Annotated in this window: 21 protein-coding genes and 2 riboswitches; of the genes, 6 read left to right on the top strand and 15 right to left on the bottom strand. The window is 69.1% G+C overall.

The features are described from left to right. Window positions 1–20 precede the first annotated feature (20 nt). The 6 genes from ACM6JT_RS26030 to ACM6JT_RS26005 all read right to left on the bottom strand — a co-directional run bounded on the left by ACM6JT_RS26030 (window position 21) and on the right by ACM6JT_RS26005 (window position 8,367). A complete protein-coding gene (locus ACM6JT_RS26030; RefSeq protein WP_034184162.1) occupies window positions 21–473 on the bottom strand; it encodes a YaiI/YqxD family protein in 453 nt (150 codons plus the stop codon). Between the two features lie 146 nt (window positions 474–619). Further along, complete coding sequence (locus ACM6JT_RS26025) at window positions 620–1,228, bottom strand: vWA domain-containing protein (protein ID WP_243564517.1); 609 nt, start codon at window positions 1,226–1,228, stop codon at window positions 620–622. Window positions 1,229–1,296: 68 nt separating this feature from the next. Further along, window positions 1,297–2,382 carry an ATP-binding protein gene (locus ACM6JT_RS26020; protein ID WP_414857578.1) on the bottom strand — a complete coding sequence of 362 codons (1,086 nt, stop codon included), beginning with the start codon at window positions 2,380–2,382 and terminating at the stop codon, window positions 1,297–1,299. Continuing rightward, the gene (gene cobN, locus ACM6JT_RS26015; RefSeq protein ID WP_414857577.1) at window positions 2,379–6,188 is read right to left on the bottom strand and encodes a cobaltochelatase subunit CobN; all 3,810 of its coding nucleotides are present in this window, start codon (window positions 6,186–6,188) and stop codon (window positions 2,379–2,381) included. Before cobN ends, ACM6JT_RS26020 begins: the two co-directional genes overlap by 4 nt. Before the next feature lie 6 nt (window positions 6,189–6,194). Beyond that, window positions 6,195–7,283: a cobalamin biosynthesis protein CobW gene (gene cobW / locus ACM6JT_RS26010; RefSeq protein ID WP_217589659.1), complete on the bottom strand. Its 1,089-nt coding sequence runs from the start codon at window positions 7,281–7,283 to the stop codon at window positions 6,195–6,197. Window positions 7,284–7,308: 25 nt separating this feature from the next. Then, window positions 7,309–8,367: a HoxN/HupN/NixA family nickel/cobalt transporter gene (locus ACM6JT_RS26005; RefSeq protein ID WP_034184158.1), complete on the bottom strand. Its 1,059-nt coding sequence runs from the start codon at window positions 8,365–8,367 to the stop codon at window positions 7,309–7,311. A 186-nt stretch (window positions 8,368–8,553) separates the two neighbouring features. Continuing rightward, window positions 8,554–8,818, bottom strand: a riboswitch (cobalamin riboswitch). A gap of 125 nt (window positions 8,819–8,943) precedes the next feature. Then, window positions 8,944–9,181, top strand: a riboswitch (cobalamin riboswitch). Window positions 9,182–9,290: 109 nt separating this feature from the next. On the opposite strand from ACM6JT_RS26005, the gene cobA reads away from it, so the two are divergent. From cobA to ACM6JT_RS25985, 4 genes are read left to right on the top strand one after another with little or no spacing between them, the layout of a single operon-like run. After that, window positions 9,291–10,100 (top strand): uroporphyrinogen-III C-methyltransferase, encoded by an 810-nt coding sequence (cobA, locus tag ACM6JT_RS26000; protein ID WP_207921087.1) that lies wholly within the window; start codon window positions 9,291–9,293, stop codon window positions 10,098–10,100. After that, a complete protein-coding gene (locus ACM6JT_RS25995; RefSeq protein ID WP_034184157.1) occupies window positions 10,097–10,474 on the top strand; it encodes a cobalamin biosynthesis protein in 378 nt (125 codons plus the stop codon). Before cobA ends, ACM6JT_RS25995 begins: the two co-directional genes overlap by 4 nt. Window positions 10,475–10,508: 34 nt before the next feature. After that, window positions 10,509–11,111, top strand: a complete 603-nt coding sequence (cobO, locus tag ACM6JT_RS25990) for a cob(I)yrinic acid a,c-diamide adenosyltransferase (RefSeq protein ID WP_034184156.1) — start codon at window positions 10,509–10,511, stop codon at window positions 11,109–11,111. Window positions 11,112–11,113: 2 nt separating this feature from the next. Next, complete coding sequence (locus ACM6JT_RS25985; protein WP_414857576.1) at window positions 11,114–12,418, top strand: cobyrinate a,c-diamide synthase; 1,305 nt, start codon at window positions 11,114–11,116, stop codon at window positions 12,416–12,418. Window positions 12,419–12,504: 86 nt separating this feature from the next. Here the strand turns inward: ACM6JT_RS25985 and ACM6JT_RS25980 are convergent, their stop codons facing one another. The 3 genes from ACM6JT_RS25980 to ACM6JT_RS25970 form a co-directional block, all read right to left on the bottom strand. After that, window positions 12,505–12,750 carry a type II toxin-antitoxin system ParD family antitoxin gene (locus ACM6JT_RS25980; protein ID WP_414857575.1) on the bottom strand — a complete coding sequence of 82 codons (246 nt, stop codon included), beginning with the start codon at window positions 12,748–12,750 and terminating at the stop codon, window positions 12,505–12,507. A gap of 137 nt (window positions 12,751–12,887) precedes the next feature. Next, window positions 12,888–13,427: an outer membrane protein assembly factor BamE domain-containing protein gene (gene bamE, locus ACM6JT_RS25975; RefSeq protein ID WP_131947031.1), complete on the bottom strand. Its 540-nt coding sequence runs from the start codon at window positions 13,425–13,427 to the stop codon at window positions 12,888–12,890. A 169-nt stretch (window positions 13,428–13,596) separates the two neighbouring features. After that, window positions 13,597–14,760 (bottom strand): M20 aminoacylase family protein, encoded by a 1,164-nt coding sequence (locus tag ACM6JT_RS25970; protein ID WP_414857574.1) that lies wholly within the window; start codon window positions 14,758–14,760, stop codon window positions 13,597–13,599. A 343-nt stretch (window positions 14,761–15,103) separates the two neighbouring features. On the opposite strand from ACM6JT_RS25970, the gene ACM6JT_RS25965 reads away from it, so the two are divergent. Continuing rightward, the gene (locus ACM6JT_RS25965) at window positions 15,104–16,177 is read left to right on the top strand and encodes a type IV toxin-antitoxin system AbiEi family antitoxin (RefSeq protein ID WP_414857572.1); all 1,074 of its coding nucleotides are present in this window, start codon (window positions 15,104–15,106) and stop codon (window positions 16,175–16,177) included. Next, on the top strand, window positions 16,146–17,051 hold the full coding sequence (locus ACM6JT_RS25960; protein WP_414857571.1) for a nucleotidyl transferase AbiEii/AbiGii toxin family protein: 906 nt from the start codon (window positions 16,146–16,148) through the stop codon (window positions 17,049–17,051). Before ACM6JT_RS25965 ends, ACM6JT_RS25960 begins: the two co-directional genes overlap by 32 nt. A 48-nt stretch (window positions 17,052–17,099) precedes the next feature. Here the strand turns inward: ACM6JT_RS25960 and ACM6JT_RS25955 are convergent, their stop codons facing one another. From ACM6JT_RS25955 to ACM6JT_RS25930, 6 genes are all read right to left on the bottom strand, one after another. After that, complete coding sequence (locus ACM6JT_RS25955) at window positions 17,100–17,516, bottom strand: PIN domain-containing protein (protein ID WP_027787436.1); 417 nt, start codon at window positions 17,514–17,516, stop codon at window positions 17,100–17,102. Continuing rightward, a complete protein-coding gene (vapB, locus tag ACM6JT_RS25950; RefSeq protein WP_051983829.1) occupies window positions 17,513–17,776 on the bottom strand; it encodes a type II toxin-antitoxin system VapB family antitoxin in 264 nt (87 codons plus the stop codon). Before vapB ends, ACM6JT_RS25955 begins: the two co-directional genes overlap by 4 nt. Before the next feature lie 250 nt (window positions 17,777–18,026). After that, window positions 18,027–19,043, bottom strand: coding sequence for a GNAT family N-acetyltransferase (locus tag ACM6JT_RS25945; RefSeq protein WP_175749384.1), 1,017 nt, complete (start codon window positions 19,041–19,043; stop codon window positions 18,027–18,029). Further along, complete coding sequence (locus ACM6JT_RS25940; protein ID WP_414857570.1) at window positions 19,043–19,882, bottom strand: formyltransferase family protein; 840 nt, start codon at window positions 19,880–19,882, stop codon at window positions 19,043–19,045. The genes ACM6JT_RS25945 and ACM6JT_RS25940 overlap by 1 nt, the downstream gene beginning before the upstream one ends. Before the next feature lie 86 nt (window positions 19,883–19,968). Then, window positions 19,969–22,221 carry a TonB-dependent siderophore receptor gene (locus ACM6JT_RS25935; RefSeq protein ID WP_414857569.1) on the bottom strand — a complete coding sequence of 751 codons (2,253 nt, stop codon included), beginning with the start codon at window positions 22,219–22,221 and terminating at the stop codon, window positions 19,969–19,971. 22 nt (window positions 22,222–22,243) lie between these two features. Beyond that, window positions 22,244–23,620: a lysine N(6)-hydroxylase/L-ornithine N(5)-oxygenase family protein gene (locus ACM6JT_RS25930; protein ID WP_414857568.1), complete on the bottom strand. Its 1,377-nt coding sequence runs from the start codon at window positions 23,618–23,620 to the stop codon at window positions 22,244–22,246. Between the last annotated feature and the right edge of the window lie 19 nt (window positions 23,621–23,639).

The following is a 23,639-nucleotide window of genomic DNA, read 5'->3' as shown; positions in this document are numbered from 1 at the left end:
GTGGCCGCCGAAACGCGGCCTTACGGCTTGCCGTATCGCGCCAGGAACCGGTCGAGCTGCGATGCGAACGTCTTGCCGTCACGCGCGCTGAACGGCGCGGGCCCGCCCGTGTCGATGCCCGTGCTGCGCAACTGCTCCATCATCGCGCGCGTCGACAGGCGTTCCTCGATGTTCTCGCGGCTGAACCAGTTGCCGCGCGGGTCGAGCGCATGCGCGCCCTTGTCGAGCACGGCGGCGGCCAGCGGGATGTCGGCGGTGATCACGAGGTCGCCGGCCTCGGCCAGCTCGACGATGCGCGCGTCAGCCACGTCGAAGCCGGCCGGTACCTGCACCGCCTTGATGAACGGCGACGGCGGCGTGCGCAGAAACTGGTTCGCGACCAGCGTCACGCGGATTTCGGCACGACGCGCGGCGCGAAACAGCATGTCCTTGATGACGGCGGGACACGCGTCGGCATCGACCAGTACTTGCATGGCGGGTTTTCCAATGGGGAGAAGCAGAAGCGGCGATCATATCGCACCGCCGGCCGTGGCCCTGCGGCCGTCACTCGGCCCGCTAGATCAGCCAGGTCAGCTAGATCCGTGAGAACCGCAAGGTCCGTGAGAGCCGCAAGGCCCGCTCAGCCCGCGAGGTCCGTACAAAGCGCATCGACCGTCACCCACTGCGCGCCCCACGCAGCAGCGAGCCGCACGCCCTGCCCGATCCGCACGGCCGCGTCGTCGAAGTCGACGAACACGACATGATCGGCCGCCGCGGGTTTCGCCGGCGCTTCGCGCGTGCGGCCGTCGGACAGCACCCACAGCCAGCGCTGCTTGCCGGGCTCGCGCCGCGCATCGCGCGCGAGCAACTGCGCGGCGGCCGCGATGCCGTCCGCGAGCGGCGTGCCGCCGCCGCCGTCGACCGGTTCGAGCCAGCGCGCGTTCCACCAGCGCGGCACGGCCGGGCCGAAGCGCCGCGCGGCGCCGTTGCCGCCGAAGCAAATCAGCGCGGTTTCGACACGGTCGCGCGCCGCGCGATCGAAATACGCGACGATCAGCCCCTTCGCCAGCGCGAGCCGGTCGTGCGACAGCATCGACGCCGAACAGTCGAGCACGAAGCAATGCAGCGCGTGCGGCGTGCCGGCCCGTTTCCGGAAGCGCAGATGGCCGAGGTGCAGCGCATCGCCGCGTTTCGCGGCGAGCGTCGCCGGCCACGCAACGGCCGTGCCGGCGCGCGCCGTGCCCGGCACGCGCGCGGCTGCGCCTGATTGCCATCGAGGACCGCGAACGGCGTTCGCGGCGGCGCCGACTCGATGGCTCAGCGTTTTTTTAGCGGCAGCGGCACGACGCTTTTCACGTCGCGCAGCCCGGCGGGTTCGGGCGGCAGGTAGCCCCAGTCGCCCTGCGATGCGGCGGCGGCGTTCTTCGTCGCTCCCGGTTGGTCCTCCGGCCGCTGGCGCGCATCCGGCGGTGAACGATCGTTGCGTTCGTCGCGTTCGCCGCCCGGCTGCGACGCGCCGGACGACGGCGGTGTACCCGCATGTCGCCGGTGCCGCAGCACCGCTTCGGCCACGCGCTCCACATGCGACACCGTCACCGCGTCGGCCCGTTCCAGCGCGGCGAGTGCGCGCGCGGTGCGCAGCATCACGAGATCGGCGCGCAGCCCGTCGACGGCCGCGTCGATGCACAGCGCGCTGACGCGCGCATGCACCGCATCGTCGAAATCGAGCCTCGCCAGCCGCGCTCGCGCCGCATGAATCCGGTCGCCGAGTTCGCGCTGCGCGGCTGCATGACGAGCGCGGAACGCATCCGGATCGAGATCGAATGCAAGCCGCGCCTTCACGATCCGCTCGCGCTGCGCGGCATCGAAGCAGTTCTCGAGCTCGACCATCAGCCCGAAGCGGTCGAGCAACTGCGGACGCAGTTCGCCTTCCTCGGGATTCATCGTACCGACCAGCACGAAACGAGCATCGTGTGCATGCGATACGCCATCGCGCTCGACGATGTTCACGCCGCTCGCGGCGACGTCGAGCAGCGTATCGACGAGCCCGTCGGCGAGCAGGTTCACTTCGTCGACATACAGCACGCCGAGATGCGCGCGCGCCAGCAGGCCCGGCCGGAAGCGCACGCCGTTTTCGGCCAGCGCATGCGCGAGATCGAGCGTGCCCGTCACCTGTTCGTCGCTCGCCGACAGCGGCAGCGTGACGAACTGCCCTTCGGGCAGCAGCTCCGCGAGGCCGCGCGCAGCGGTCGATTTCGCGGTGCCGCGCGGCCCGCTCACCAGCACGCCGCCGAGCGACGGATCGATCGCGGCGAGCAGCAGCGCCTGCTGCAACGCGTCCTGCGCGACGAGCGCCGCAAACGGAAAGACCGCGCGCGCGCGGTGCAGCGTCGGATCGGTCATCGCCGTCCTCCTTCCTGGAGTTGTTCGCTTTCGAGCCAGACCGCTTCGATCCGCTCGCGATAATCGTCCGGCTGCTGCCACAGGCCGCGCTGCATCGCCTCGACGAAGCGTTCGCAGATGCCGTGCAGCGCCTTCGGGTTGTGCCGTTCGAGGAACGCGCGCGTGTCGTCGTCGAACAGGTATGCGTCGGCGACGAGTGCGTACTGGTGGTCGGACAGCACGCGCGCGGTCGCGTCATAGCCGTACAGGTAGTCGACGGTCGCGGCCATTTCCGCCGCGCCCTTGTAGCCGTGGCGCTTCACACCGTCGAGCCATTTCGGGTTGACGACGCGCGAACGGATCACGCGCGCGATCTCCTCGCGCAGCGTGCGCATCTTCGGCGCGGCCGGGTTCGCGTGGTCGCCGTGGTAGATGCTCGGCTGCTGCCCGGACAGGTGCCGCACGGCCGCCGTCATCCCGCCCTGGAACTGGTAGTAGTCGTTCGAATCGAGGATGTCGTGCTCGCGGCTGTCCTGGTTCTGCACGACGACGTCGATCGTCGCCAGCCGCTCGCCGAACACGTCGGGTGCGGCGTCGCCCGCGCTGTTCTGCGCGTACGCATGCCCGCCCCGCTGGCGATACGCATCGGCGAGATCGGCGTCGGTCTGCCAGCGGCGCTGGTCGATCAGGTCCTGCAGGCCCGCGCCGTAGCTGCCCGGCCGCGCGCCGAACACGCGCCAGCCGGCGCGTCGCCGCGCTTCGTCGGGCGTCACGCCCTGCGCGATCCATTTCGCGCGTTCGCGCTCGATGCGCGCGCGGATCGGGTTCAGTTCCTCGGGCTCGTCGAGTTCGGCGACGGCCTGCACGGCCGCGTCGAACAGGTGCATCAGGTTCGGGAACGCGTCGCGGAAGAAGCCCGAGACGCGCAGCGTCACGTCGATGCGCGGCCGGTCGAAGATTTCGATCGGCAGGATCTCGAAATCGGTCACGCGATGGCTGCCGTGCGCCCATTTCGGCCGCACGCCGAGCAGCGCGAACGCCTGCGCGATGTCGTCGCCGCCCGTACGCATCGTCGCCGTGCCCCATACGGACAGGCCGATCGCGCGCGGATAATCGCCGTGATCCTGCAGATGGCGCTCGATCAGTTGCTGCGCGGATTTCAGGCCGAGCGACCACGCGGCCTGCGTCGGCACCGCGCGCGTGTCGACCGAGTAGAAGTTGCGGCCGGTCGGCAGCACGTCGGGGCGGCCGCGCGACGGCGAGCCGCTCGGCCCCGGCGGCACGAAGCGGCCGTCGAGCCCGCGCAGCAACTGGCGCATTTCCTCGCCGCCGCATGCGTCGAGCGCAGGCATCAGCGTCGAGCGGACGCGTTCGATCACCGCGAGCGTATGCGGCCATTCGCCGGGCGGCGTCGCATCGGTACGAGTGTCGCCCGACACGGCCGCGCACAGCCCGTCCAGCCATTGCTGCGCGAGCCGTTCGAGCCGCTCCCGCGTATCGCCCGCATGGCGCCACGGCGACGCGTCGAGCGCCTGCAGGATCGCCGGTCGCGGGCCGGCCCACGGTGCGGCCCAGTCGGCCGACAGCGGATCGAAATCGTCGCCGAGCATCAGGTCGCGCGCGAGCGCGCCGATCAGCCCCGCGCGCTCTTCCTTGCCGTCGCCGACCGGAAAGCGTGCGAGCGCGAGCAGCGTGTCGCGCCGCTGGCGATCGGCCGGCGACGCGCCGAACACATGCAGCCCGTCGCGAATCTGCGCTTCCTTCAATTCGCACAGCCACGCGTCGACGCGCGTCAGCAGCGCATCCTCGTCGCCCGCGTCGCGCGGCGGCGATACGCTCAGTTCGTCGTGCAGCCGGTGTTCGGCGATCGTCGCGAGGATCGTCTTCCTCAGCAGCTTCGCGCGCCGCGCATCGACCATCAGCGCTTCGTAGTATTCGTCGACCTGCCGCTCGAGATCCTGCAGCGGGCCGTAGTTTTCCGCGCGCGTGAGCGGCGGCATCAGGTGATCGACGATCACCGCCTGCGCGCGGCGCTTCGCCTGGCTGCCCTCGCCCGGATCGTTGACGATGAACGGATACAGGTGCGGCAGCGGCCCGAGCGTCAGGTCGGGCCAGCATGCGTCGGACAGCGCGACGCTCTTGCCCGGCAGCCATTCGAGGTTGCCGTGCTTGCCGAGATGGATGACCGCGTCGATGCGATACGCATCGCGCAGCCAGAAATAAAACGCGAGATACGCGTGCGGCGGCACGAGATCCGCGTCGTGGTAGCTCGCGTAGTCGTTGTCGCCGCGCGAGCGCGATGGCTGGATGCCGACGAACACGTTGCCCGCGCGCCAGCCCGCGATCGTGAAACGCCCGTGGCGCAGCGTCGGGTCGGCTTCGGGCGGGCCCCAGCGCTCATTCAGCGCATCGCGCACGGCTACCGGCAGCCGCGCGAAATGCGCGACGTAGTCGGCCAGCGCGAAACTCTGGAACGCCGGACGCAGCGCATGCACGGCCGCGTCGTTGGTCACGCCTTCGGTGAGCCGCGCGATCAGCGCGTCGCCGTCGGGCGGCAGGTCGGCCACCGCGTAGCCCGCATCGCGCAGCGCCGCGAGCACGCGCAGCGCGGACGCGGGCGTGTCGAGCCCGACGCCGTTGCCGATCCGCCCTTCGCTTTGCGGATAGTTCGCGAGGATCAGCGCGACGCGCTTGCTCGCGTTGTCGAGCGTGCGCAGCCGGCACCAGCCGCGCGCAAGCGCCGCGACGAATGCGATCCGCTCCGCGTCCGGCTGGTAGCGCACGACGTCGACCTCGGTGTGCGGGCAGCGATACGCGAGCCCCTTGAAGCTCACCGCGCGCGTGACGATGCGCCCGTCGACCTCGGGCAGCGCGATATGCATCGCGATATCGCGCGCATGCAGGCCCTGGTTGTCGGCCACCCACGCGTCACGATTGCCGCCGGACAGGATCACCTGCAGCACCGGCGCGTCGCCGGCGAGCACGTCCGGTTCGGCGGCATCGATCGCGCCGGCCGCGAACGCGGTCGTGTTCAGCACGAGCGCGACGCCGTGCGTGTCGCAGAGCTGCGTGATGACCTCGCGGCTCACCGCGTCCTTCAGCGACGTCACCGCGATCGGCAGCGGATTCAGCCCTTCCTGAACGAGCGCGTCGGCCAGCGCATCGAACACGGCCGTGTTCGCGGCCTGCCAGTGCGCGCGATAGAACAGGATCGCGACGACCGGCGCACCCGGCGTCCAGCGCGGCCGCCAGTCGTCGACGCTCGCGCGGTCGCGCGCCGGGTGATACAGCGCGGCCGCCGGCAACGGGCGCGGCGGCTCGGGTTCGTCGCCGAAGCCGAGCGTATGGAACGCGATGCTGCGCAGCAGCGCTTCGGCGTTGTGCACGCCGCCTTCGCGCAGGTAGCGCCACCACAGCCGGCACAGGTCGGGCGCGACCGTGCTTTTCGCGACGAGGTTCGGGTCTTCCTGCAGGTCGCCCGAGAACATCGCGAGCTGCTGGGCACGCTTCGACGCGAGCGATACGGCCTGCTCGATCCCGTACGGCCAGTACGCTTCGCCGCCGAGATGATCGATCACGACCGTCTTCGCGTGACGCAGCACGTCGTCGACATAGAAGTCGACGGACGCCGGCTGCCGCAGGAACGTCACGTTCGCGAGCCGCACGCTCGGAAAGCCGGCCGGCAATTGCGGCACGACGCTCGCGAGCAGCGACAGCGTCGTGTCGGCCGAACTCAGGATCACGATGTCGGCCGGTTGCTGGTCGATCCGGACGACGCCCTGCGTATCGTCGACGAAGCCGCCCGGCGTGGTGCGCAGCAGATGCATCGTGCGTTACGCCTGTTGCGGCTCGGCCGCGCACGCGGCGTCGAACGCGCGTTGCAGCGCGGCCGCGTCGAGATCCTCGCCGATCAGCACGAAACGGCTCGCGCGCGTTTCGCCGTCCTGCCAGCGGCGGTCGAAATAGCTGTCGAAGCGGCGGCCGACGCCCTGGATCACGAGCCGCATCGGCGCGCCGGGCAGCGCGGCGAAGCCCTTCGCGCGGTAGATCGTGTGCGCTTCGACGACGCGCTGCAGCGCGGCGATCGTCGCTTCGCGCGAGCCAGCGTCGCCCGACACGACCACCGAATCGAAATCGTCGTGATGGTGATCGTGATCGCCGTCGTCGGCCGAGCCGTGATGGTCGTGGCGCAGGTGGATCGTTTCCTCCGACGCCGATTCGAGCCCGAGCAGCATTGCGAGGTCGAGCTCGCCGCGCGTCGCGCGCACGATCTTCACCTGCGGCGGGATCTCTTCGCGGATCGCGGTTTCGATCTGCGCGAACTGCGCGTCGCCGACGAGATCGGCCTTGTTCACGATCACGAGATCGGCGGACGACAGCTGGTCGGCGAACAGCTCGTGCAGCGGCGATTCGTGGTCGAGGTTCGGGTCCGCACGGCGCTGCGCGTCGACGGCCTGCGGGTTTTCCGCGAACTGGCCGCTCGCGGCGGCCGGCCCGTCGACGACGGTCACGACCGCGTCGACCGTGAAGCTGTTGCGGATCGTCGGCCAGTTGAACGCCTGCACGAGCGGCTTCGGCAGCGCGAGCCCCGACGTCTCGATCAGCACATGGTCGATGTCCGCGCGGCGCTCGACGAGCGCTTCCATCACCGGATAGAACTCTTCCTGCACGGTGCAGCACAGGCAGCCGTTCGCGAGCTCGTAGAGCTGGCCCGACGCTTCGTCCTGCGCGCCTTCGGTCTCCTCGCAGCCGATGCCGCAGCCCTTGAGGATTTCGCCGTCGATGCCGAGCTCGCCGAATTCGTTGACGATCACCGCGATGCGGCGGCCTTCGGCGTGCTGCAGGATGTGGCGCATCAGCGTGGTCTTGCCGCTGCCGAGAAAGCCCGTGACGATCGTGACGGGCAGCTTGCGTAGGGTCATGGAATATCCAGGGTCGTAGGGGGAGTCAGGCCGAGATCGTCACGTCGATCTCGTCGTAGCGCTTTAACCGGTAGATCAGGGCCGACACGAGCCAGCATGCGAGGAACAGGCCGATCACGACGTAGCCGAGCATGCCGAAGTGCGACGCCACCATCGACGCGAAGCCCCATACCGGGCCCTGCAGCGACAGCTTGTCCGCGAGCAGCGCGAGCACCTCGATGCCGCCGATCAGCGCGGCGACCAGCACCGACACGAAGGTGATCGTCATGTTGTAGTAGATCTTGCGGATCGGCCGCACGTACGCCCAGCGATACGCGCCCATCATCAGGATGCCGTCGGTCGTGTCGACCAGCGTCATGCCGGCGGTGAACAGCATCGGCAGCGCCATCACCGACCAGAACGACAGGCCGCCCTGCACCTGCGCCGCCGAGATGCCGAACAGCGCGATCTCGGTCGCCGTATCGAAGCCGAAGCCGAACAGGAACCCGACCGGATACAGGTGCCAGCTGCGCGACACGAGCCGGAACAGCGGACGGAACAGGCGCGCGAGCACGCCGCGCTGGTTCAGCAGCAGGTCGAGATCGGCGTCGACGATCGGCTCGCCGCGCCGCGCGGCGCGAAACGTCCGGTAGACGGAAATCAGGATCAGCAGGTTCGCGATCGCGAGCACCAGCAGGAAGAACGCCGACACGCTCGTGCTGATCACGCCGCCCCACGCTTTCATGCTCTCGAAGCGCGCGAGCGACGCGGCCGTGAGCGCGACCACGACCGACATCACGATCACGACCGTCGAGTGGCCGAGCGAGAAGAACAGGCCCGCGCCGAGCGGGCTGCGGCCCTCCTGCATCAGCTTGCGCGTGACGTTGTCGATGGCCGCGATGTGGTCGGCGTCGACCGCATGGCGCAGCCCGAACACGTACGCGAGCAGCGCGGTGCCGAGCAGCACGGGCTGGCCGTGGAAGGCGGCGAACGCCCAGATCCACGCGCCTGCGTTGAACGCGATCAGCAGCGCATAGATCGCGACGATCTTGCCGCGCAGCCCGGACGGACTGTCGTTGAACAGGCGAAACAGCGAATCGAGCATGGTGCTCCTTTGCGAACGGTCGACATGAAGAATGCCAACACGGCCGTCGCTGCTCGCCCCGTGCGGTCCGGCCCTTCATCGCGCCGGATCATGCGCACTCGCGCAGGCGGTCGGACGACGGGAATCGGGAAACGCTCGGGTGTCGGGCACGCTGCGGCCGTGGACGATGCGCCGCCTCCCCGCGGCGCTGAACCCCAACGTTTAGGCCGGTATCCGGGCTGACGAACACGCCGCTTCGCCTTCCCGGATGCGCAGGGCATCCAGTGGCGGTCGTCCGCATGCGCGCGGCATGCGGCGAAGCGGCGCTGCATCGCGGCGGGCACGATGCGTTCGCTTACCGTTGCGGGGGCAGCACAGGTTGGCTCGACTGCGACGCAGGCAGGCTCCCTGTTTCCCGTTTAACTGCACGCGCCGGAGGGCGCGCGCGAGCACCAAAACGCGTGCGAGTGTAGGCGCCGGGGGCGGGAGCGTCAAGGCTGCGCAGCCCGCCGAACGGCGGCTTGCATGGCCGCCGCGCCATGCCGGGGGCCGCTTCCGGCATCGGCGAAGCGGGTTAGCGCGGGCGGCGCGCTGTGCTATCGTAGCGCCGCGTTCGGTGCTCGCACGCGCATTCCGCGCATGCAGTTAAACGGGAAACAGGAGGCGGACCACCGCCCGGCCTGTGCTGTCCCCGCAACGGTACGCCGCCCGCGCGACGCGCTTCCCCGCGCACGCGCCCATGCCGCCCACGATGCCACTGCCCTTCAGCCGGGCGGGAAGGCCGCGGCCTGGCAAGCGGCCAGCCCGGATACCGGCCGACGCAAGGGGCGAGCCCGACGCTCGCCGAACGCCCGATCCGCGGGGGACGGATGGGGTGCGCATTCCACCCGCGTTCGCGCGGGCTTCGCCCGATCCGTCATGCCTTGCCTGTCCGCCGGCCGCCGATGTGCCGCCCGCCTGCCCCTTTCCACTGTTTCGACACGGTGCGCGCCGTGCCGCGCGCGATGAGCCGCGCCTGGCTCATCGGCGCCGGCCCCGGCGACGCCGACCTGCTGACGCTCAAGGCCGTGCGCGCGATCGGCGCGGCGGACGTGCTGCTCGTCGACGATCTCGTGAACCCCGACGTGCTGCGCCATGCGCGCGCCGACGCGCACATCGAGCATGTCGGCAAGCGCGGCGGCCATGCGTCGACGCCGCAGGAAGCGATCGTCGCCGCGATGCTCGCGCACCTGCGCGCCGGCCGCAGCGTCGCGCGGCTCAAGGGCGGCGATCCGTTCGTGTTCGGCCGCGGCGGCGAGGAACTGGCCGCGCTCGGTGCGGCGGGTTTTCCGGTCGAGGTCGTGAACGGCATCACCGCGGGCATCGCCGCGCCGGCCGCGCTCGGCATTCCGGTCACGCAGCGCGGCGACGCGCAGGGCGTGATCTTCGTCACGGGCCACAGTGCAGGCGCCGACGAGCCCGACTGGCGCGCGCTGGCGGCCACGCGCATGACGATCGTGATCTACATGGGCATCCGCCGGCTCGACGCGATCGCGGCGGCGCTGCGCGACGGCGGCCTGCCGGGCGATACGCCGTGCGCGGCGATCGAGAACGCGACGCGCCCCGGACAGCGGCACGTGCTCGCGACGCTCGACACCGTCGTCGAACGCGTCGGCGCGACCGGCATCGGTTCGCCGGCGATCGTCGTGATCGGCCGCGTCGCGGCGCTTGCCGACGATCCGTCGGTGCGTGCGGCGCTCGGCGGCGGCGCATGATGCGCGTCGCGCTCGGTGTCGGGTTCCGCGCGGGCGTGACGGCCGCGCAACTCGATGCCGCGATCCGCGCGGCGCTGGCGCGCTACCCGGCCGCCGAACCGGCGCTCGTCGCGACGCTCGCCGACAAGGCGCGTGCCCGTGCGCTGCGCACGCTGTGCGCGCGACGCGGCTGGCCGCTCGTCGCGTTCGACGCGGCGCAACTCGCGAGCCGTCCCGAACTGGCCGCGAGCGGTCCGTCGGACGCCGCGCTCGCACGCTTCGGCGTCGCCGGCGTGGCCGAGCCGTGCGCGCAGCTCGCGGCGCCGCACGGCCGGCTGCTCGGCCCCAAATCCATCCGGGACGGCGTGACGGTCGCACTCGCCGGCCCGCTCTGAACCCTTTGTTTCGCTTTCGACAGGACGATTCCCGATGAAGACCGATTCCGAATCCCATCAGCGGATGGCCGAGCGCCGCCGTGCCGGCCACGAGAAGAAGCAGGCCGCCGCCACTCATGAAAAAGGCCTGCTGATCGTCCACACCGGCAACGGCAAGGGCAAGAGTACGGCCGCGTTCGGCATGGCCGTGCGCGTGCTCGGCCACGGCATGCGGCTCGGCGTCGTGCAGTTCATCAAGGGCGCGCTGCACACGTCCGAGCGCGACTTCCTCGGCGCGGTCGCCGAATGCGACTTCGTGACGATGGGCGACGGCTACACCTGGAACACGCAGAACCGCGACGCCGACATCGCGACCGCCCGCAAGGGCTGGGACGAGGCGCGCCGGATGATCGAAAGCGGCGACTACCGGATGGTGATCCTCGACGAGCTGAACACCGTGCTGAAGTACGAATACCTGCCGCTCGACGAAGTGCTCGCGACGCTCGTCGCGCGTCCGGAGTCGGTGCATGTGGTCGTTACCGGGCGGCACGCGCCCGATGCGCTGATCGACGCGGCCGATCTCGTCACCGAAATGCGGCTCGTCAAGCATCCGTACAAGGAGCAAGGCGTGAAGGCGCAGCGCGGCGTGGAGTTCTGAGCGTGCCGGCCTGCCCCGCGCTGTTCGTCAGCGCGCCCGCGTCCGGCCAGGGCAAGACGTCGGTGACGGCCGGCCTCGCGCGGCTGCACCGCCGGCTCGGCCGCCGCGTGCGCGTGTTCAAGACCGGGCCCGATTTTCTCGATCCGATGCTGCTCGAACGCGCGAGCGGCGCGAGCGTGCATGCGCTCGACCTCGGGATGGTCGGCGAGGCCGGCTGCCGTGCGCTGCTGGCCGAGGCCGCGCGCGATGCGGACCTGATCCTGATCGAAGGCGTGATGGGGCTGTTCGACGGCACGCCGAGCAGTGCCGACCTCGCGGCCGCGTTCGGCGTGCCGGTCGTCGCGGTGATTTCCGCGAAGTCGATGGCGCAGACCTTCGCGGCAATCGCATTCGGGCTCGCGCGGTTCCGGCCGGGGCTGCCGTTTCACGGCGTGCTGGCGAACCGCGTCGGCTCGGCCCGGCATGCGCAATTGCTGCAACAGGCGCTGCCCGACGACCTGCGCTGGCTCGGGCACGTGCCGGCCGATGCGGGCATCGCGCTGCCGGAGCGGCATCTCGGCCTGCACCAGCCGGCCGACATCGACGATCTCGACGCGCGGCTCGAACGCGCGGCCGACGTGCTCGCGCAGACGGCGCTCGCCGAATTGCCGCCTGCCATCGCGTTCGCGGAACCGGACGTGGCAGCGCCGCTGCCGCGCGCGCTCGCCGGCAAGCGGATCGCGGTCGCGCGCGATGCGGCGTTCTCGTTCATCTATCCGGCGAATCTCGCGCTGCTCGATGCGCTCGGTGCGCAGCTGCGGTTCTTCTCGCCGCTCGCCGACGAACCGGTGCCGGACGATTGCGACGCGCTGTTCCTGCCGGGCGGCTATCCGGAACTGCATGCGGCGACGCTCGCGGCGAATGCCGAAACCGCGCGGACGATTCGTGCGCATGCGGCTACGGGCAAGCCGATCGTCGCGGAATGCGGCGGGATGGTGTATCTGTGTGAATCGCTGACCGACGTGGACGGCGCAACGACGCCGATGCTGGGCCTGCTGCCGGGTGAGGCGACGATGCAGCGCCGGTTCGCGGCGCTCGGCATGCAGCAGCTCGATACGCGCACCGGGCCGATGCGCGGGCATACGTTTCATTATTCCCGGCTCGCGACGCCGCTGGAACCGGTCGCGAACGCGGTGCGCCCCGACGGCGCGCCGGGCAGCGGCGAAGCCGTCTATCGCCGCGGCGCGATCGTCGCGACGTACATGCATATGTACTGGCCGTCGAATCCGGATGCGGTCGTGGCGTTGTTCAGCGGAGAAGCGTTCTAGATTGCTCGACGCCGCGCCCGGATCGAGACGGCACAGCTGATTCGAGATCCAGCTCGGCCAGCGGAGTCAGCCGAAGCTGTCTGCCTTTAACCGCCATGCGTTGTCCGCATGCGGACCAGGAAGGCCTCGCTGGCAAAGGCATGGGGCTCCCCCGATGCCTCGCCGGCCTTCAGCGCTTCCTGCAACGCACGCATCTGCGTTTCGTGTGACTCGAGGAGCCGCAAACCGGCTCGGACGACGTCGCTTGCGGAACTGTATCGCCCCGATTGCACTTGAGCGTCGACGAATTCGGCAAAGTGGTCGCCCAGGGAAACGGATATGTTTCGCGACATGAGTCACCTCCTCTTGAATGCGAGCACCATATACCAACGTTCACCAACGTTCGGTACATTTAGCATTTGGCATTCAGCTGCAGTGGCAGCCTTGCCGATGTCCGGCCTGCGTCACATGCGTTGCGTCCTTCGTCAGGTCAGGGTTTTTCGCGGCCCGGTGCTTCCGAACGCGAAGTCCGGATCACGGACCCCTCGGGCGAGAAATGCGCGTTGAACATCGCGTCGCCCGATACGCCGCCCTCGGCCCAGTGCCAGCTCCACACCTCTTCATGGCTCAACGCGTATTGCGCGACCTCGGTCGGCTTGCCGAGCAGTTGCCGCACGTCGTCCTTCGACATCCCGGGCACGACCTTCGCGATGTTCGCCGCCGTCAGCGCCTGCGTGATCGACACGAGCCGGCCGTCGGGCCCGAAATCGAGCATGTAGGTGCTCGTGCCGTACGGGCCGCGCGGATACTCGAACCGCTGCGAGCCGTCGTCACCCTGCCTGACCATCTCGGGCTTGCCAGCCTGACGGAGCACGTCCTCGGTCGTCGAGACGCCCGGCTGCAGCTTGCCGAACGCCATCGGATCGGGCTTGATCGCGTTCACCGCGTCGGCCACCTTCTGGTCGTCGCACCCGGCCGCCAGAACGCCGACCGCACAGGCCGTCAGCACGGTCAGAAGCTGTTTTCGCATTTCGTCCACACCTGTATTCATCGAGCCGATTCGGCGTCGCGCGCAGCGTAGCACGCGGCCTGTCCCGCCGATGTCAAGGAGCGTCAAATCGAAGTGCAGCCTGCGCGCGTCCGGTTTCGTGGACACGGACGCGCTTACGCACACCGTGCGGCGACCGCCGCGTCGCCCGTCAAACCAGGAACGCCTCGGCCAGCTTGACCCAGTACGACGCGCCCGTCGGCAACGCCGCATCGTTGAAGTCGTAACCGGGGTTGTGCACCATGCAGCCGCCCTCACCGTCACCGTTGCCGATGATCAGGTAGCAGCCAGGCCGCTTCTCGAGCAGGAACGCGAAATCCTCGCTGCCGGTAAGCGGCACCATCCCGTCGATCAGGTTTGCATCGCCCACCCACTCGCGCGCGACGTTGCGCGCAAACGCGGTCATTTCCGCATCGTTGACGAGCACCGGGTAGCGGCGCTGGTAGTCGATCGTCGCGGTCGCGCCGAACACGGCCGCCTGCGCATGCACGACCTCCTTGATGCGCGTCTCGAGCAGGTCGCGCACCTCCGGTTTCAGCGCGCGCACGGACAGGCGCATCTGCGCGCGATCGGGAATCACGTTCGGCGCGTCGCCCGCGTGGATCGCGCCGACCGTGACGATCGCCATGTCGAGCGGCGACACGTTGCGCGACACGATCGTCTGCAACGCCAGCACGATCTGCGCGCACACGACGACGGGATCGATCGCCTTGTGCGGCACCGCGCCGTGGCCGCCGCGGCCCTGCACGTCGATGACCACGGTATCCGACGACGCCATGAACGGCCCCGGCAGGAAACCGAACTTGCCCGTCGGGAAGCCCGGCATGTTGTGCATCGCGAAGATCGCGTCGCACGGGAACTGCTCGAACAGCCCTTCGTCTAGCATCTTCTTCGCGCCGCCGAGCCCTTCCTCGGCCGGCTGGAAAATCAGGTTCAGCGTGCCCGAGAAGCGGCGCTCGCGTTCGAGATGCTTCGCGGCCGCGAGCAGCATCGCCGTGTGGCCGTCGTGGCCGCATGCGTGCATCTTGCCGGCGATCGTGCTCTGGTACGGCAGGCCCGTCGCCTCGTGGATCGGCAGCGCATCCATGTCGGCGCGCAGGCCGAGGCGCTGCATGCCGTTGCCCAGCTTCAACTGCGCGACGACGCCCGTGCCGCCGAGCCCGCGATGCACCGTGTAGCCCCACGACTGCAGTTGCTCCGCGACGAGGTCGCTCGTCGCGAATTCCTCGAAGCCCAGTTCGGGGTGAGCATGGATGCGGTGCCGGATCTCGATCATTTCGTCGGCGAGGCCTGCGGGAATCACGCTGTGCGTCACGGTGTCGTCTCCTGTGTGCCGTGGGGAATGTGCAGGCAAGGATAGACGGTTCACCGGCAACCGTGCAGACGGAAAGTCGTCACGGCAGCAACCGATGGTTGCCATACCAGGGCACGGTGCGCGATAAGTGCGAGCTGGCCATGCGGACGACTGCCGCACACGATCCGGACACGTGAAACTGTGCATTCCGCATCGATTTTCCGTGCATGAGGATCCGGCGATGGCTACTCAGACATCTGAAATACAACCTACACATCAAAGACTTGCGGATATTTGTTCACTTTTTGACGTTTGTACATTTTTTGTGTACGCTGACAAAGAAGTGAACAAGCGATCGCCTCTGATGCCCGAGAACGCTCTCCTCCCGCTGTCGGAACAGCATGTGCTCGACGAAGCCTGCGCCGCGTTCGAACGCGCGACCCGGCGCTTCAGCGCGCGGCCCGTGCGCGTGCCGGCCGCATACAACGCGCATGCCGACGCGATGATCCGCTTCGACGTTGCCGGGCAGGCATTCGAGATGCCGGTCGCCGTGAGCCTGCGCGTCGAATCGCTGCCGGGCGCGCTCGCGGAATTGCGCCGCCGCGGCGGTGCTACCGCGATGCCCGGCGAACGGCCGCTGATGCTGGTCGCGCCGTATCTTTCGGCCGAACTGGCCGCCGGCCTGACCGACCAGGGCATCCCGTTTCTCGACACCGCCGGCAACGCATGCCTGATTCAACCGGAGGCGACCGTGATGATCGCGGGCCGGCCGAAGCCCGCACGCACCCCGCACCGGCAGGCGTCGCGCGCGACGACGCCGAAGGGACTGGCCGTGATGTTCGCACTCGCGACGCAGCCGGGCCTCGTCGCGCAGCCGTATCGGGCGATTGCCGCCGCGTCGGGCGTCGCGCTCGGCACGGTCAATCTCGCGATGGACGATCTGATCGCGCGCGGCCTCGTCGGGCAGCGCCGCAACGGCGAGCGCCTGATTCCCGACTGGCCGCGCTTCGTGCAGGAATGGGTCGCGCTGTACCCGAGCCGCTTGCGCGCGAAACTGTCGAGCCGACGGTTTGCCGGCCTCGCCCCCGACTGGTGGCGCGGCTTCGATTTCGCGTCGTTCGATGCGCAGCTCGGCGGCGAGCCGGCGGCCGACTTGCTGACGCACGACCTGAAACCGGCCGCGATCACCGTCTATACGCACGGCGCGGTGTCGAACCGTCTGCTGCTCCAGGCCCGCCTGCGTCCGGACGAGCGCGGCGACGTCGAAATCCTCGAAGCGTTCTGGCCGCGCACGCCTGCGCTCGACTGGCGCGAGCAGGATGTGCCGCTCGTGCCGCCGCTCCTGATCTACGCGGATCTCGTCTCGTCCGGGGACAGCCGCAATCTTGCCGCCGCCGAACGGATCCATGACCGATACCTCGCCCATCCGCCCGCTTGAAGTCGATGCGCGCCGGCCGCTCGAGCCGGCGGCGGTCGCGCTGCTGCAAGCGGTCGGCAGCGCCTGCGCGCGTCTCGACGCGGCGTTCGTCGTCGCCGGCGCAACCGCGCGCGACATCCTGATGTGGCATGTACATGGCATCCGGCCGGTGCGTGCGACGCGGGACGTCGACGTCGCGGTGTGCGCGGTGAGCTGGCCGTTCCACGAGCGGCTCGTCGATACGCTCGTCGCGACCGGGCAATTCACGCGCGCGCCGAAGCAGCAGCAGAAACTGCTGTTCGAAAGCGGAACGCACGGTTTTCGCACCGAACTCGATCTCGTGCCGTTCGGGCCGCTCGAAACGCCGCCGGGAGAGATCGCGTGGCCGCCGGGCGGCGAATTCGTGCTGACCGTGCTCGGGTTCCAGGAAGCGGTCGACACGGCGCAGCCGGTGTCGATCGACGCACGCACCGTGGTGCCGGTGGCCAGCCTGCCGGCGCTCGCGCTGCTGAAGTTGCTCGCATGGAAGGACCGGCGCGCGCGCCAGAACAGCGACGCGTACGACCTGCTGTTCCTGCTTCGCAATTATCACGACGTCGGCAATCGCGAGCGCATCTGGGAGGCCGCGCCGGACCTGCTCGAGGCGCATGCGTTCCAGCCGGGCCTCGCCGCCGCCGCGCTGCTCGCGCGGGATGCGAAGCGGATTGCTTCGCCGCACACGCGCGACGCCATTCGCGCGCTGTTGTCCGACGCAGCGACTTACGCGGCGCTCGGCCAGGATCTGCTGGCACGCGCGTTCGCGCAGTTGTCGGGCGAATTCATCGATGATGCCGACCGGTATCTCGACGCGTTCCGCAACGCGTTCCTCGTCGATCCTCCCGCACCGCACGCGTGACGCGCCGCTGCGAAACAGCAACGTCATCGCGCTTTCGCCGCACTGCGCTCAGGCCGCCCAGTCTTCGAGCGACAACCCGGCGACACGGCCGAACTCCCGCCCGTTGTTCGTGACGAGCACCGCGCCGGCCGCGATCGCGTGCCCGGCGATCGACGCATCGTTCGCGCCGATCGGCGTGCCGCGCGCGGCGAGATCCGCGCGAATCGCGGCCGTTGCGTCGACGGCCGCCGTATCCCACGACAGCACGCCATCCAGCCGCGAAACAAACGCCGTCACGAGTTCCGCATGCTTCGGCGACGCTTTCCTGCCGACCGCGCCGAACCGCATTTCGGCATAGGTGATTGCCGACACGACGATCCGATGCTGAGCGTTGACGCACGACTGCAACCGCGACAGCACCACGGGCGGCCGCTCGCGCATGATGAACGAACAGATGTTCGTATCGAGCATGTAGAGCGTGGTCACCGGCCGGACTCCGTCGGCGCGCCGGCGTCACCGGACAGGTCGAAGCGGCCGGATTCGATGACAGCCGGGCGGTCGGCGAGGAACTCGGCGTCGGCCAGCGGTTCGTTCGCGAATGACAGCCACGTGGGACGCACGGGGCGCAGCAGCAGCGTGTCGCCCTCGCGGCGGATCTCGAGTTCCGTCACCCCCTCGAACTCCATGTCCTTCGGGATGCGAATTGCCTGATTACGGGCGTTCTTGAAAATGGAAACGGTGCGCATGAGCCACTCCATGGGAGTACGATGCGCCCATTTTAGACATATGTCGGCATATGTCAATTTGAGGGAGCGCGAATCGGACGTCGCGCCCCACGCTGTCGCGGGTGTTTTTGTCATGCTGTCGGCCTGTCGTCGGTAAGAAGAGCGATCCATTCTTCACGACGCAGGCCGCGCGGTCCATATCCCGGACGGCCGATGCTGGCGCGATGCACGGCCGCGCGCAGCGTCGCGCCGACGCTGCGCGCCCGCCCCGTCACGGCAACCGGAAAGTGTCGAAGAATGTATCGCGCTCGATCACGGTGAGCGCCGCGCGCTTGTGCGGGAAGTCGAATTCCTTCAGCGTATAGAACCCGAGCCGGTGCATGTACGCGATGTGCCGCACGTGATCGACGCGCGGCTCGCCGACGAGCCGCTGCGTGCGCGGTTCGTCGACGAACATGTAGTGCAGCACCCCGCTCCACCACGCATGCAGCTTGCCCGCGCTCTGGAAGCGCGAGTCGCCGATCAGCAGGTGCAGCCCGCGATCGTAGTCGTGCGCGTCGTAGAACGGCGCGAGGCGGTCCTCCTTCGCCCAGTAGAACTCGAAATAGCCGAACGGCGTATCGTCGAAATAGCCGATCATCGGGTGCATGTGCGGATCGGCGAGCCGCTCGGCGAGATACGCCGCATGCTCGTCGCGCGTGCCGCGCTGGTCCCAGAACTGCGCGACGCGATCGAGGTTCATCCAGCCGCTGAACAGGTCCGCGTGCGCGTCGATGTCGACGGTGCGCAGGCTGAACGTCATCCCGACCTGCGGCATGGTGCGCGCATAGATCTCGCCGGCCGGCGACGGCGGCCGCACCGGGTGCCGGTGGCCGTTCGTGATCGCGTAGCGCAGCGGCATCCCGCTCGACGCGGGCGCCCTCAGCCACGGCCGCGGGTTCTGCCAGAACGTCGTGCGCGACACGTTCAGGCGCAGCGTGTCGCCGGCGACCTGCGCGCCGTCGATCACGCCCTCGCGCACCGCGCGCGCCACGTACGACGCGACGGCCGCCGCACTGGCGCCGCCGAGCGGCACCGAGATCGTTGCCGCGTCGTACCGCGTGTCGGTGTTGAACAACGGGACGAACGCCGCAAGCAGCCAGTCCGGCGAGTCGTCGGGATGCCAGGCGTCGAGCGTGTGCTCGGCGACCTGCGTCGCCTGGCCATGCGCGGCACCGTCGAGCGCGGCCGCCACCTCGCCTTCGACGGCATCCGCGGCGCCGGCCGGTTTCGTCAGCGTGTCTTCCATCACAGTGCTCCCGCGTCGTGGCGGTCGGCGAGCACGTGAAGCCCCCGCTCGAGCGCCGGAAACAGGCTGCGCTGGAAGTTGTTCCAGCGCAGTTCGAGAATCGTATCGTCCGGCGCGATCGGCGTGTCGAGCACGTCGCAGATCACCTCGCCGGAATCGATGCCGTTGTCGACGTAGTGGAACGACGCACCCGTCATCGTCACGGGCTCGACCGACGACGTCGCGCCGCTCGCCCAGTCGACCCGTTCGCCGCGTGCGCCGTGCAGCGCGTCGAGCGTCGCCCACGCGCCGCGCCGCTGGTACGGCGAACCGTCGGCCGTGATGCCCGGGTGGATGTTCGCGATGCGCCGGTGAAAGCGCGCACCGGGCCGCACGAGTTCGTCGAGGATCACGAGCAGCCCGTCCAGCACGACGACGTCGGCGTCGAGTTCGAGCAGGCGCTCGAGCAGGCGGCGCTCGAACGCCTGTTTGCCTGCCACGCGCTCGCGCGCGTCGCGCGGCAGCCGCCGGTACGTCGACGCAATCGTGCAGAACAGTTCGTCGACCGGCCGGCCCTGCACCGTCAACCCGTCCGGCAGGATCCACGGCCGGCCCGGCGTACGCGCGAAGCCGTAGTCGGCCACCTTCGCGCGATCGGCCGGCGAACCGTCGTCGTCGTCGACGATCACGCCCCGGAGCGTGTAGCGCTCGCCGAGCGACGAGTCGTTCAGGCGCTCGACGAGGAATTCGAGCGGCGCCTTCATGTAGCGCGTGCCGCCCTGATAAGCGACCGGCTGGCCGGCGCGATCGGCCGCGCCGTTGCGCAGCGACTGGATATAGACGAGATTTTTCTTCGGCATGGATGCGTCGTGGAAAAGCGGACGAAGGCGCCGCGGCCGTCCCGCGCCGGCCACGAAGGCCGGCCGGCGGGCCGCGGCGCGCAACGTCACCAGTTGTATTTCGCGGTCGCGATCACCGTGCGGTCGGTGCCGAAAACGCAGACGTTGGCCGACTGGCAACCGCTGATGTAGTGGCGGTTGGCCAGGTTGGTCCCGTTCACGGCGAAGCGCCAGTTACGCGTGTCGTAATGCACGCCCGCGTCGAACAGCGTGACGCTCGACACCGTCAGCGAGTTGTCGGCCGCACCGGCCGACGCGCTCTGGTAGCGAACGCCGCCGCCGAGGCCGAAGCCCGCGAGCGGCCCCGTGTGCCACGTCCAGTCGGCCCACATCGACGCCATCTGGCGCGGCCGCGGAATGTCGACCGGCCAGTTGTTCAGCGATACGTCGTTCGCCTTCACGTTCTTCACGTCCTGGTACACGTACGACGCGATCAGCGACAGGTTCCGCGTGACCTTGCCGGTCGCGCTCAGCTCGATCCCGCGCGAACGCACCTCGCCGGTCTGCACCGACTTCGTGCCGGTCGTGTCCTGACTCGGTAGCGCCGGCGTGATCCCGTTGGTCTGGTTGATCTGGTAGATCGCCGCGTTCAGCATCAGGTTCTTGCCGGGCGGCTGCCAGCGCAGGCCGGCCTCGATCTGCTTGCCGCGCGTCGGCTGCGGCAGCCCGCCGCCGAGCAGGTTCACGCCGATCAGCGGGTTGAACGACGTCGCGTAGCTGACGTACGGCGACAGCCCGTAGTCGCCCTGGTACGTGAGGCCGACGCGGCCGGTGAACGCCGTCACGTCCGCCTTCGTCTGCGTACCGCCCGCGCGGTCGTCCATCCGCATGTTGACCCAGTCCTCGCGGCCGCCGAGCGTCAGCGTCCAGCGGTTCCACTTGATCTGGTCCTGCGCGTACAGGCCGAACGTGTTCATCGTCGTGTACGTGTTGGTGCGGAACGTCGACGCCGGATCGAACACCGCCGTCGTGACGGGTGTGTACACCGGGTTGTAGATGTTCAGCGGCGGCGCCGCGGCCAGCCATTCGCTGTCGGTCGCGGTCTGGCGGTTGTACTGGAAGCCGAGCAGCAGCGTGTGCTGGAGCGGGCCCGTCGCGAAGCGGCCTTCCACGTTGTTGTCGATGTCGAAGCGGCTGTAGTTCATCTGGAACACGCCGGCCCAGCGCGACACGTCGGTCGTGCTGCCGTCGACGAAGCCGTTGCCGAACACCGAGCCGTTGTCGAGCGACAGGTGCATCAGGCGCACGTTCTGCCGGAACTTCCACGCCGAAGTCAGGTTCTGCTCGAACTGGTAACCGACCGACCACTGCTTCTTGCGGTAGTAGTTGAAGTTCGGGTCGCCTTCGTACACATCCTTGTTGATCTGGCCGTTCGGGTTCGGCAGCACCGTGCCCTGCGCCGGCAGGAAGTTCGACGAGATGTCGCCCCAGTCCTGCAGGTACGTCGCGGACAGCGTCAGCGACGTATCCGCGTTCGGGCGCCAGCGGAACGACGGCGCGAGCGCGACGCGCTGGTCGTTGTTCGGGCCGGTCAGCGCATTGCCGTCGCGCGCGACGCCGACGAACCGGTACGCGTACTTGCCGTCGGCGTCGAGCTTGTCGCCGACGTCGATCATGAACTGCTTGCGCGCATAGTTGCCGATCTGCACCCCGGCTTCGCGCACGCGCTCGCCGTCGGCGAGCTTGGTCTGCACGTCGATGATCGCGCCGGGATCGCCCGCGCCGTACAGCACCGAGGTCGGCCCGCGCAGCACGGTGATGCTGTCGATCATGTACGGATCGACGCGCCAGCTCGCGAGGTTGATCGTGTTCGGCACCTGCAGCCCGTTCACGTAGGCGGTCGGCGTGAAGCCGCGCAGCGCCGCGTACCAGTCGGAACGGTTGTCCGAACCGTACGACGAGAAGCCCGGCACGTAGCGCAGCGCCGCGTTCACGTCGGTCGCACCGGTCATCTCGATCTGCTGCGCGGTGACGACGTTGATCGTCTGCGGAATCTCGTTGATCGGCGTGTCGGTCTTCGTGCCGGTCCTGCTGCGCTTCGCGACGAGCCCGACCGTGCCGTCGCCTTCCGAGGCCGCGTTGACGGTGATCGCCGGCAGCGTGCCGTTCGGCGCGCCGTTCGTCGTGCCGTTCTGCGCACTGCTGGCCGACGCCGCGGCGCCTGCGTTCACGGCCGGCGCCGTCTGGGCGTAAGCCTGCCCCGCCGCAGCCGCACCGAACGCCACGCTCGCCGCGGCTGCGATCGCACGCAAACGCGTGCCTGTTGCCCACTCCATCTTTCTCTGCTCCACTTTTTTCATGCGGTCTCCGACCGCGCCTTTGTCAAAGAGCGAAAGCCATCCGGCCCGCGCTCACCCCGTTTTCCTGTCGTTTTTCGTGCGGCTCCCGGGCCGCGCCATCGTCATGGGCGGGCGCGAGCCCGTCTTCGAGCGACGCGCAGATCTCGTCCGCGCGGCGTGCCAGTACCGACAGCAGCGTGTCGGACAAGCCGTGGCTGTCTTCGCAGCAGCCTTGCAGGTAGATGCGCGGCGCGAAGTGCTCGGGCGTCGCGAGCAGGTAGTCGCGCGTCACGTCGCCGCGCGTGAGCGCATCGCCCAGGTGCGGCGCCAGCCCTTCGAGCAGCGCGGAATGCGTGTCGCGGCGATAGCCGGTCGCGAGCACGAGCGCGTCGAAGCGCTCGACGCGCGTGGCGCCGCTCATCCGGTCGCGCAGCGTCAGCTCGATGCGGCCGTCGCCGGTGCGCACCGCGGCCTCGATCGCGCTGTTCGCGAGCAGCGCATGACGCGGCGTGCCGTCGATGCGCTGCAGGTACAGCATTTCGTAGATCTGCTCGATCAGCGGCCGGTCGACTACTGCGTAGTTGGTGTCGCGATAGCGTTCGAGCAACGCGCGGCGCGCGTCGTGCGGCTGCGCATAGACGACATCGGTGAACTCGGGACTGAAGATCTCGTTGACGAACGGGCTGTCGTCGGCCGGCTTCAGCGCACCTGCGCGCATCACGAGGTTCGCGTCGACATGCGGGAAGCGGCGCGCGAGGTCGATGAACACCTCGGCCGCGCTCTGCCCCGCGCCGATCACCGCGACGCGACGGCGTTCGCCGTCCGGCGACGCGACGAGCCGGTCGATGTCGGTCAGATAGGATGACGAATGGATCACGCGGTCGCGGCCGAGCGCGGCGAACGCATCCGGAATCGCCGGCGTGCCGCCGACGCCGACCGACAGCGCGCGCGTGACGCGCTGGCGCTCGTGGCCCGCGGCATCGCGCGACAGCACGCGCAGCGCGTCGATCCGCGCACCGTCGCCGCGCACCGGCTCGATCGCCAGCACGGTCTCGCTGTAATGGACGCGATCGTCGAACGCATCGGCGACCCAGCTCAGGTAGTCGTGGAATTCGACGCGGGTCGGATAGAAGTTCTTCAGGTTGACGAATTCGTTCAGGCGGCCGCGTTCGAACAGGTAGTTGATGAACGTGTAGCGGCTTTTCGGATCGCGCATCGTGACGAGATCCTTCAGAAACGAGATCTGCATCCGGCAGTCGTCGAGCAGCATCCCGCGATGCCAGCCGAATTCCGGCTGGCGCTCGACGAAGCAATGGGCGAACGTGCGTGCGCCGGCGCGCTCCGCGAGGCGAATGGCCAGCGCCAGATTCGACGGCCCGAAGCCGACGCCGATCAGGTCGAATACGGTTTCTCTCTGCATGTCTCAGCTCCCTTGTCGG

It is taken from the genome of Burkholderia sp. IT-111MI5 (assembly GCF_949752865.1).
In the GTDB taxonomy this organism is placed as follows: domain Bacteria; phylum Pseudomonadota; class Gammaproteobacteria; order Burkholderiales; family Burkholderiaceae; genus Burkholderia; species Burkholderia pyrrocinia_C.
The sequence above is the reverse complement of the archived record's forward strand: the minus strand, read 5'-3'. Positions and strand labels throughout refer to the sequence as shown.

What these genes read in the sequence shown, in the direction of transcription:
- ACM6JT_RS25935 (WP_414857569.1), bottom strand. Translation starts at nt 22,221, where the DNA reads ATGAAAAAAGTGGAGCAGAGAAAGATGGAGTGGGCAACAGGCACGCGT.
- ACM6JT_RS25965 (WP_414857572.1), top strand. Translation starts at nt 15,104, where the DNA reads ATGCCCGAGAACGCTCTCCTCCCGCTGTCGGAACAGCATGTGCTCGAC.
- ACM6JT_RS26020 (WP_414857578.1), bottom strand. Translation starts at nt 2,382, where the DNA reads ATGACCGATCCGACGCTGCACCGCGCGCGCGCGGTCTTTCCGTTTGCG.
- ACM6JT_RS25945 (WP_175749384.1), bottom strand. Translation starts at nt 19,043, where the DNA reads ATGGAAGACACGCTGACGAAACCGGCCGGCGCCGCGGATGCCGTCGAA.
- ACM6JT_RS25995 (WP_034184157.1), top strand. Translation starts at nt 10,097, where the DNA reads ATGATGCGCGTCGCGCTCGGTGTCGGGTTCCGCGCGGGCGTGACGGCC.
- ACM6JT_RS25940 (WP_414857570.1), bottom strand. Translation starts at nt 19,882, where the DNA reads ATGCCGAAGAAAAATCTCGTCTATATCCAGTCGCTGCGCAACGGCGCG.
- ACM6JT_RS25960 (WP_414857571.1), top strand. Translation starts at nt 16,146, where the DNA reads ATGACCGATACCTCGCCCATCCGCCCGCTTGAAGTCGATGCGCGCCGG.
- ACM6JT_RS26030 (WP_034184162.1), bottom strand. Translation starts at nt 473, where the DNA reads ATGCAAGTACTGGTCGATGCCGACGCGTGTCCCGCCGTCATCAAGGAC.
- vapB (WP_051983829.1), bottom strand. Translation starts at nt 17,776, where the DNA reads ATGCGCACCGTTTCCATTTTCAAGAACGCCCGTAATCAGGCAATTCGC.
- ACM6JT_RS25980 (WP_414857575.1), bottom strand. Translation starts at nt 12,750, where the DNA reads ATGTCGCGAAACATATCCGTTTCCCTGGGCGACCACTTTGCCGAATTC.
- ACM6JT_RS26005 (WP_034184158.1), bottom strand. Translation starts at nt 8,367, where the DNA reads ATGCTCGATTCGCTGTTTCGCCTGTTCAACGACAGTCCGTCCGGGCTG.
- cobW (WP_217589659.1), bottom strand. Translation starts at nt 7,283, where the DNA reads ATGACCCTACGCAAGCTGCCCGTCACGATCGTCACGGGCTTTCTCGGC.
- cobN (WP_414857577.1), bottom strand. Translation starts at nt 6,188, where the DNA reads ATGCATCTGCTGCGCACCACGCCGGGCGGCTTCGTCGACGATACGCAG.
- ACM6JT_RS25930 (WP_414857568.1), bottom strand. Translation starts at nt 23,620, where the DNA reads ATGCAGAGAGAAACCGTATTCGACCTGATCGGCGTCGGCTTCGGGCCG.
- bamE (WP_131947031.1), bottom strand. Translation starts at nt 13,427, where the DNA reads ATGCGAAAACAGCTTCTGACCGTGCTGACGGCCTGTGCGGTCGGCGTT.
- cobO (WP_034184156.1), top strand. Translation starts at nt 10,509, where the DNA reads ATGAAGACCGATTCCGAATCCCATCAGCGGATGGCCGAGCGCCGCCGT.
- cobA (WP_207921087.1), top strand. Translation starts at nt 9,291, where the DNA reads ATGTGCCGCCCGCCTGCCCCTTTCCACTGTTTCGACACGGTGCGCGCC.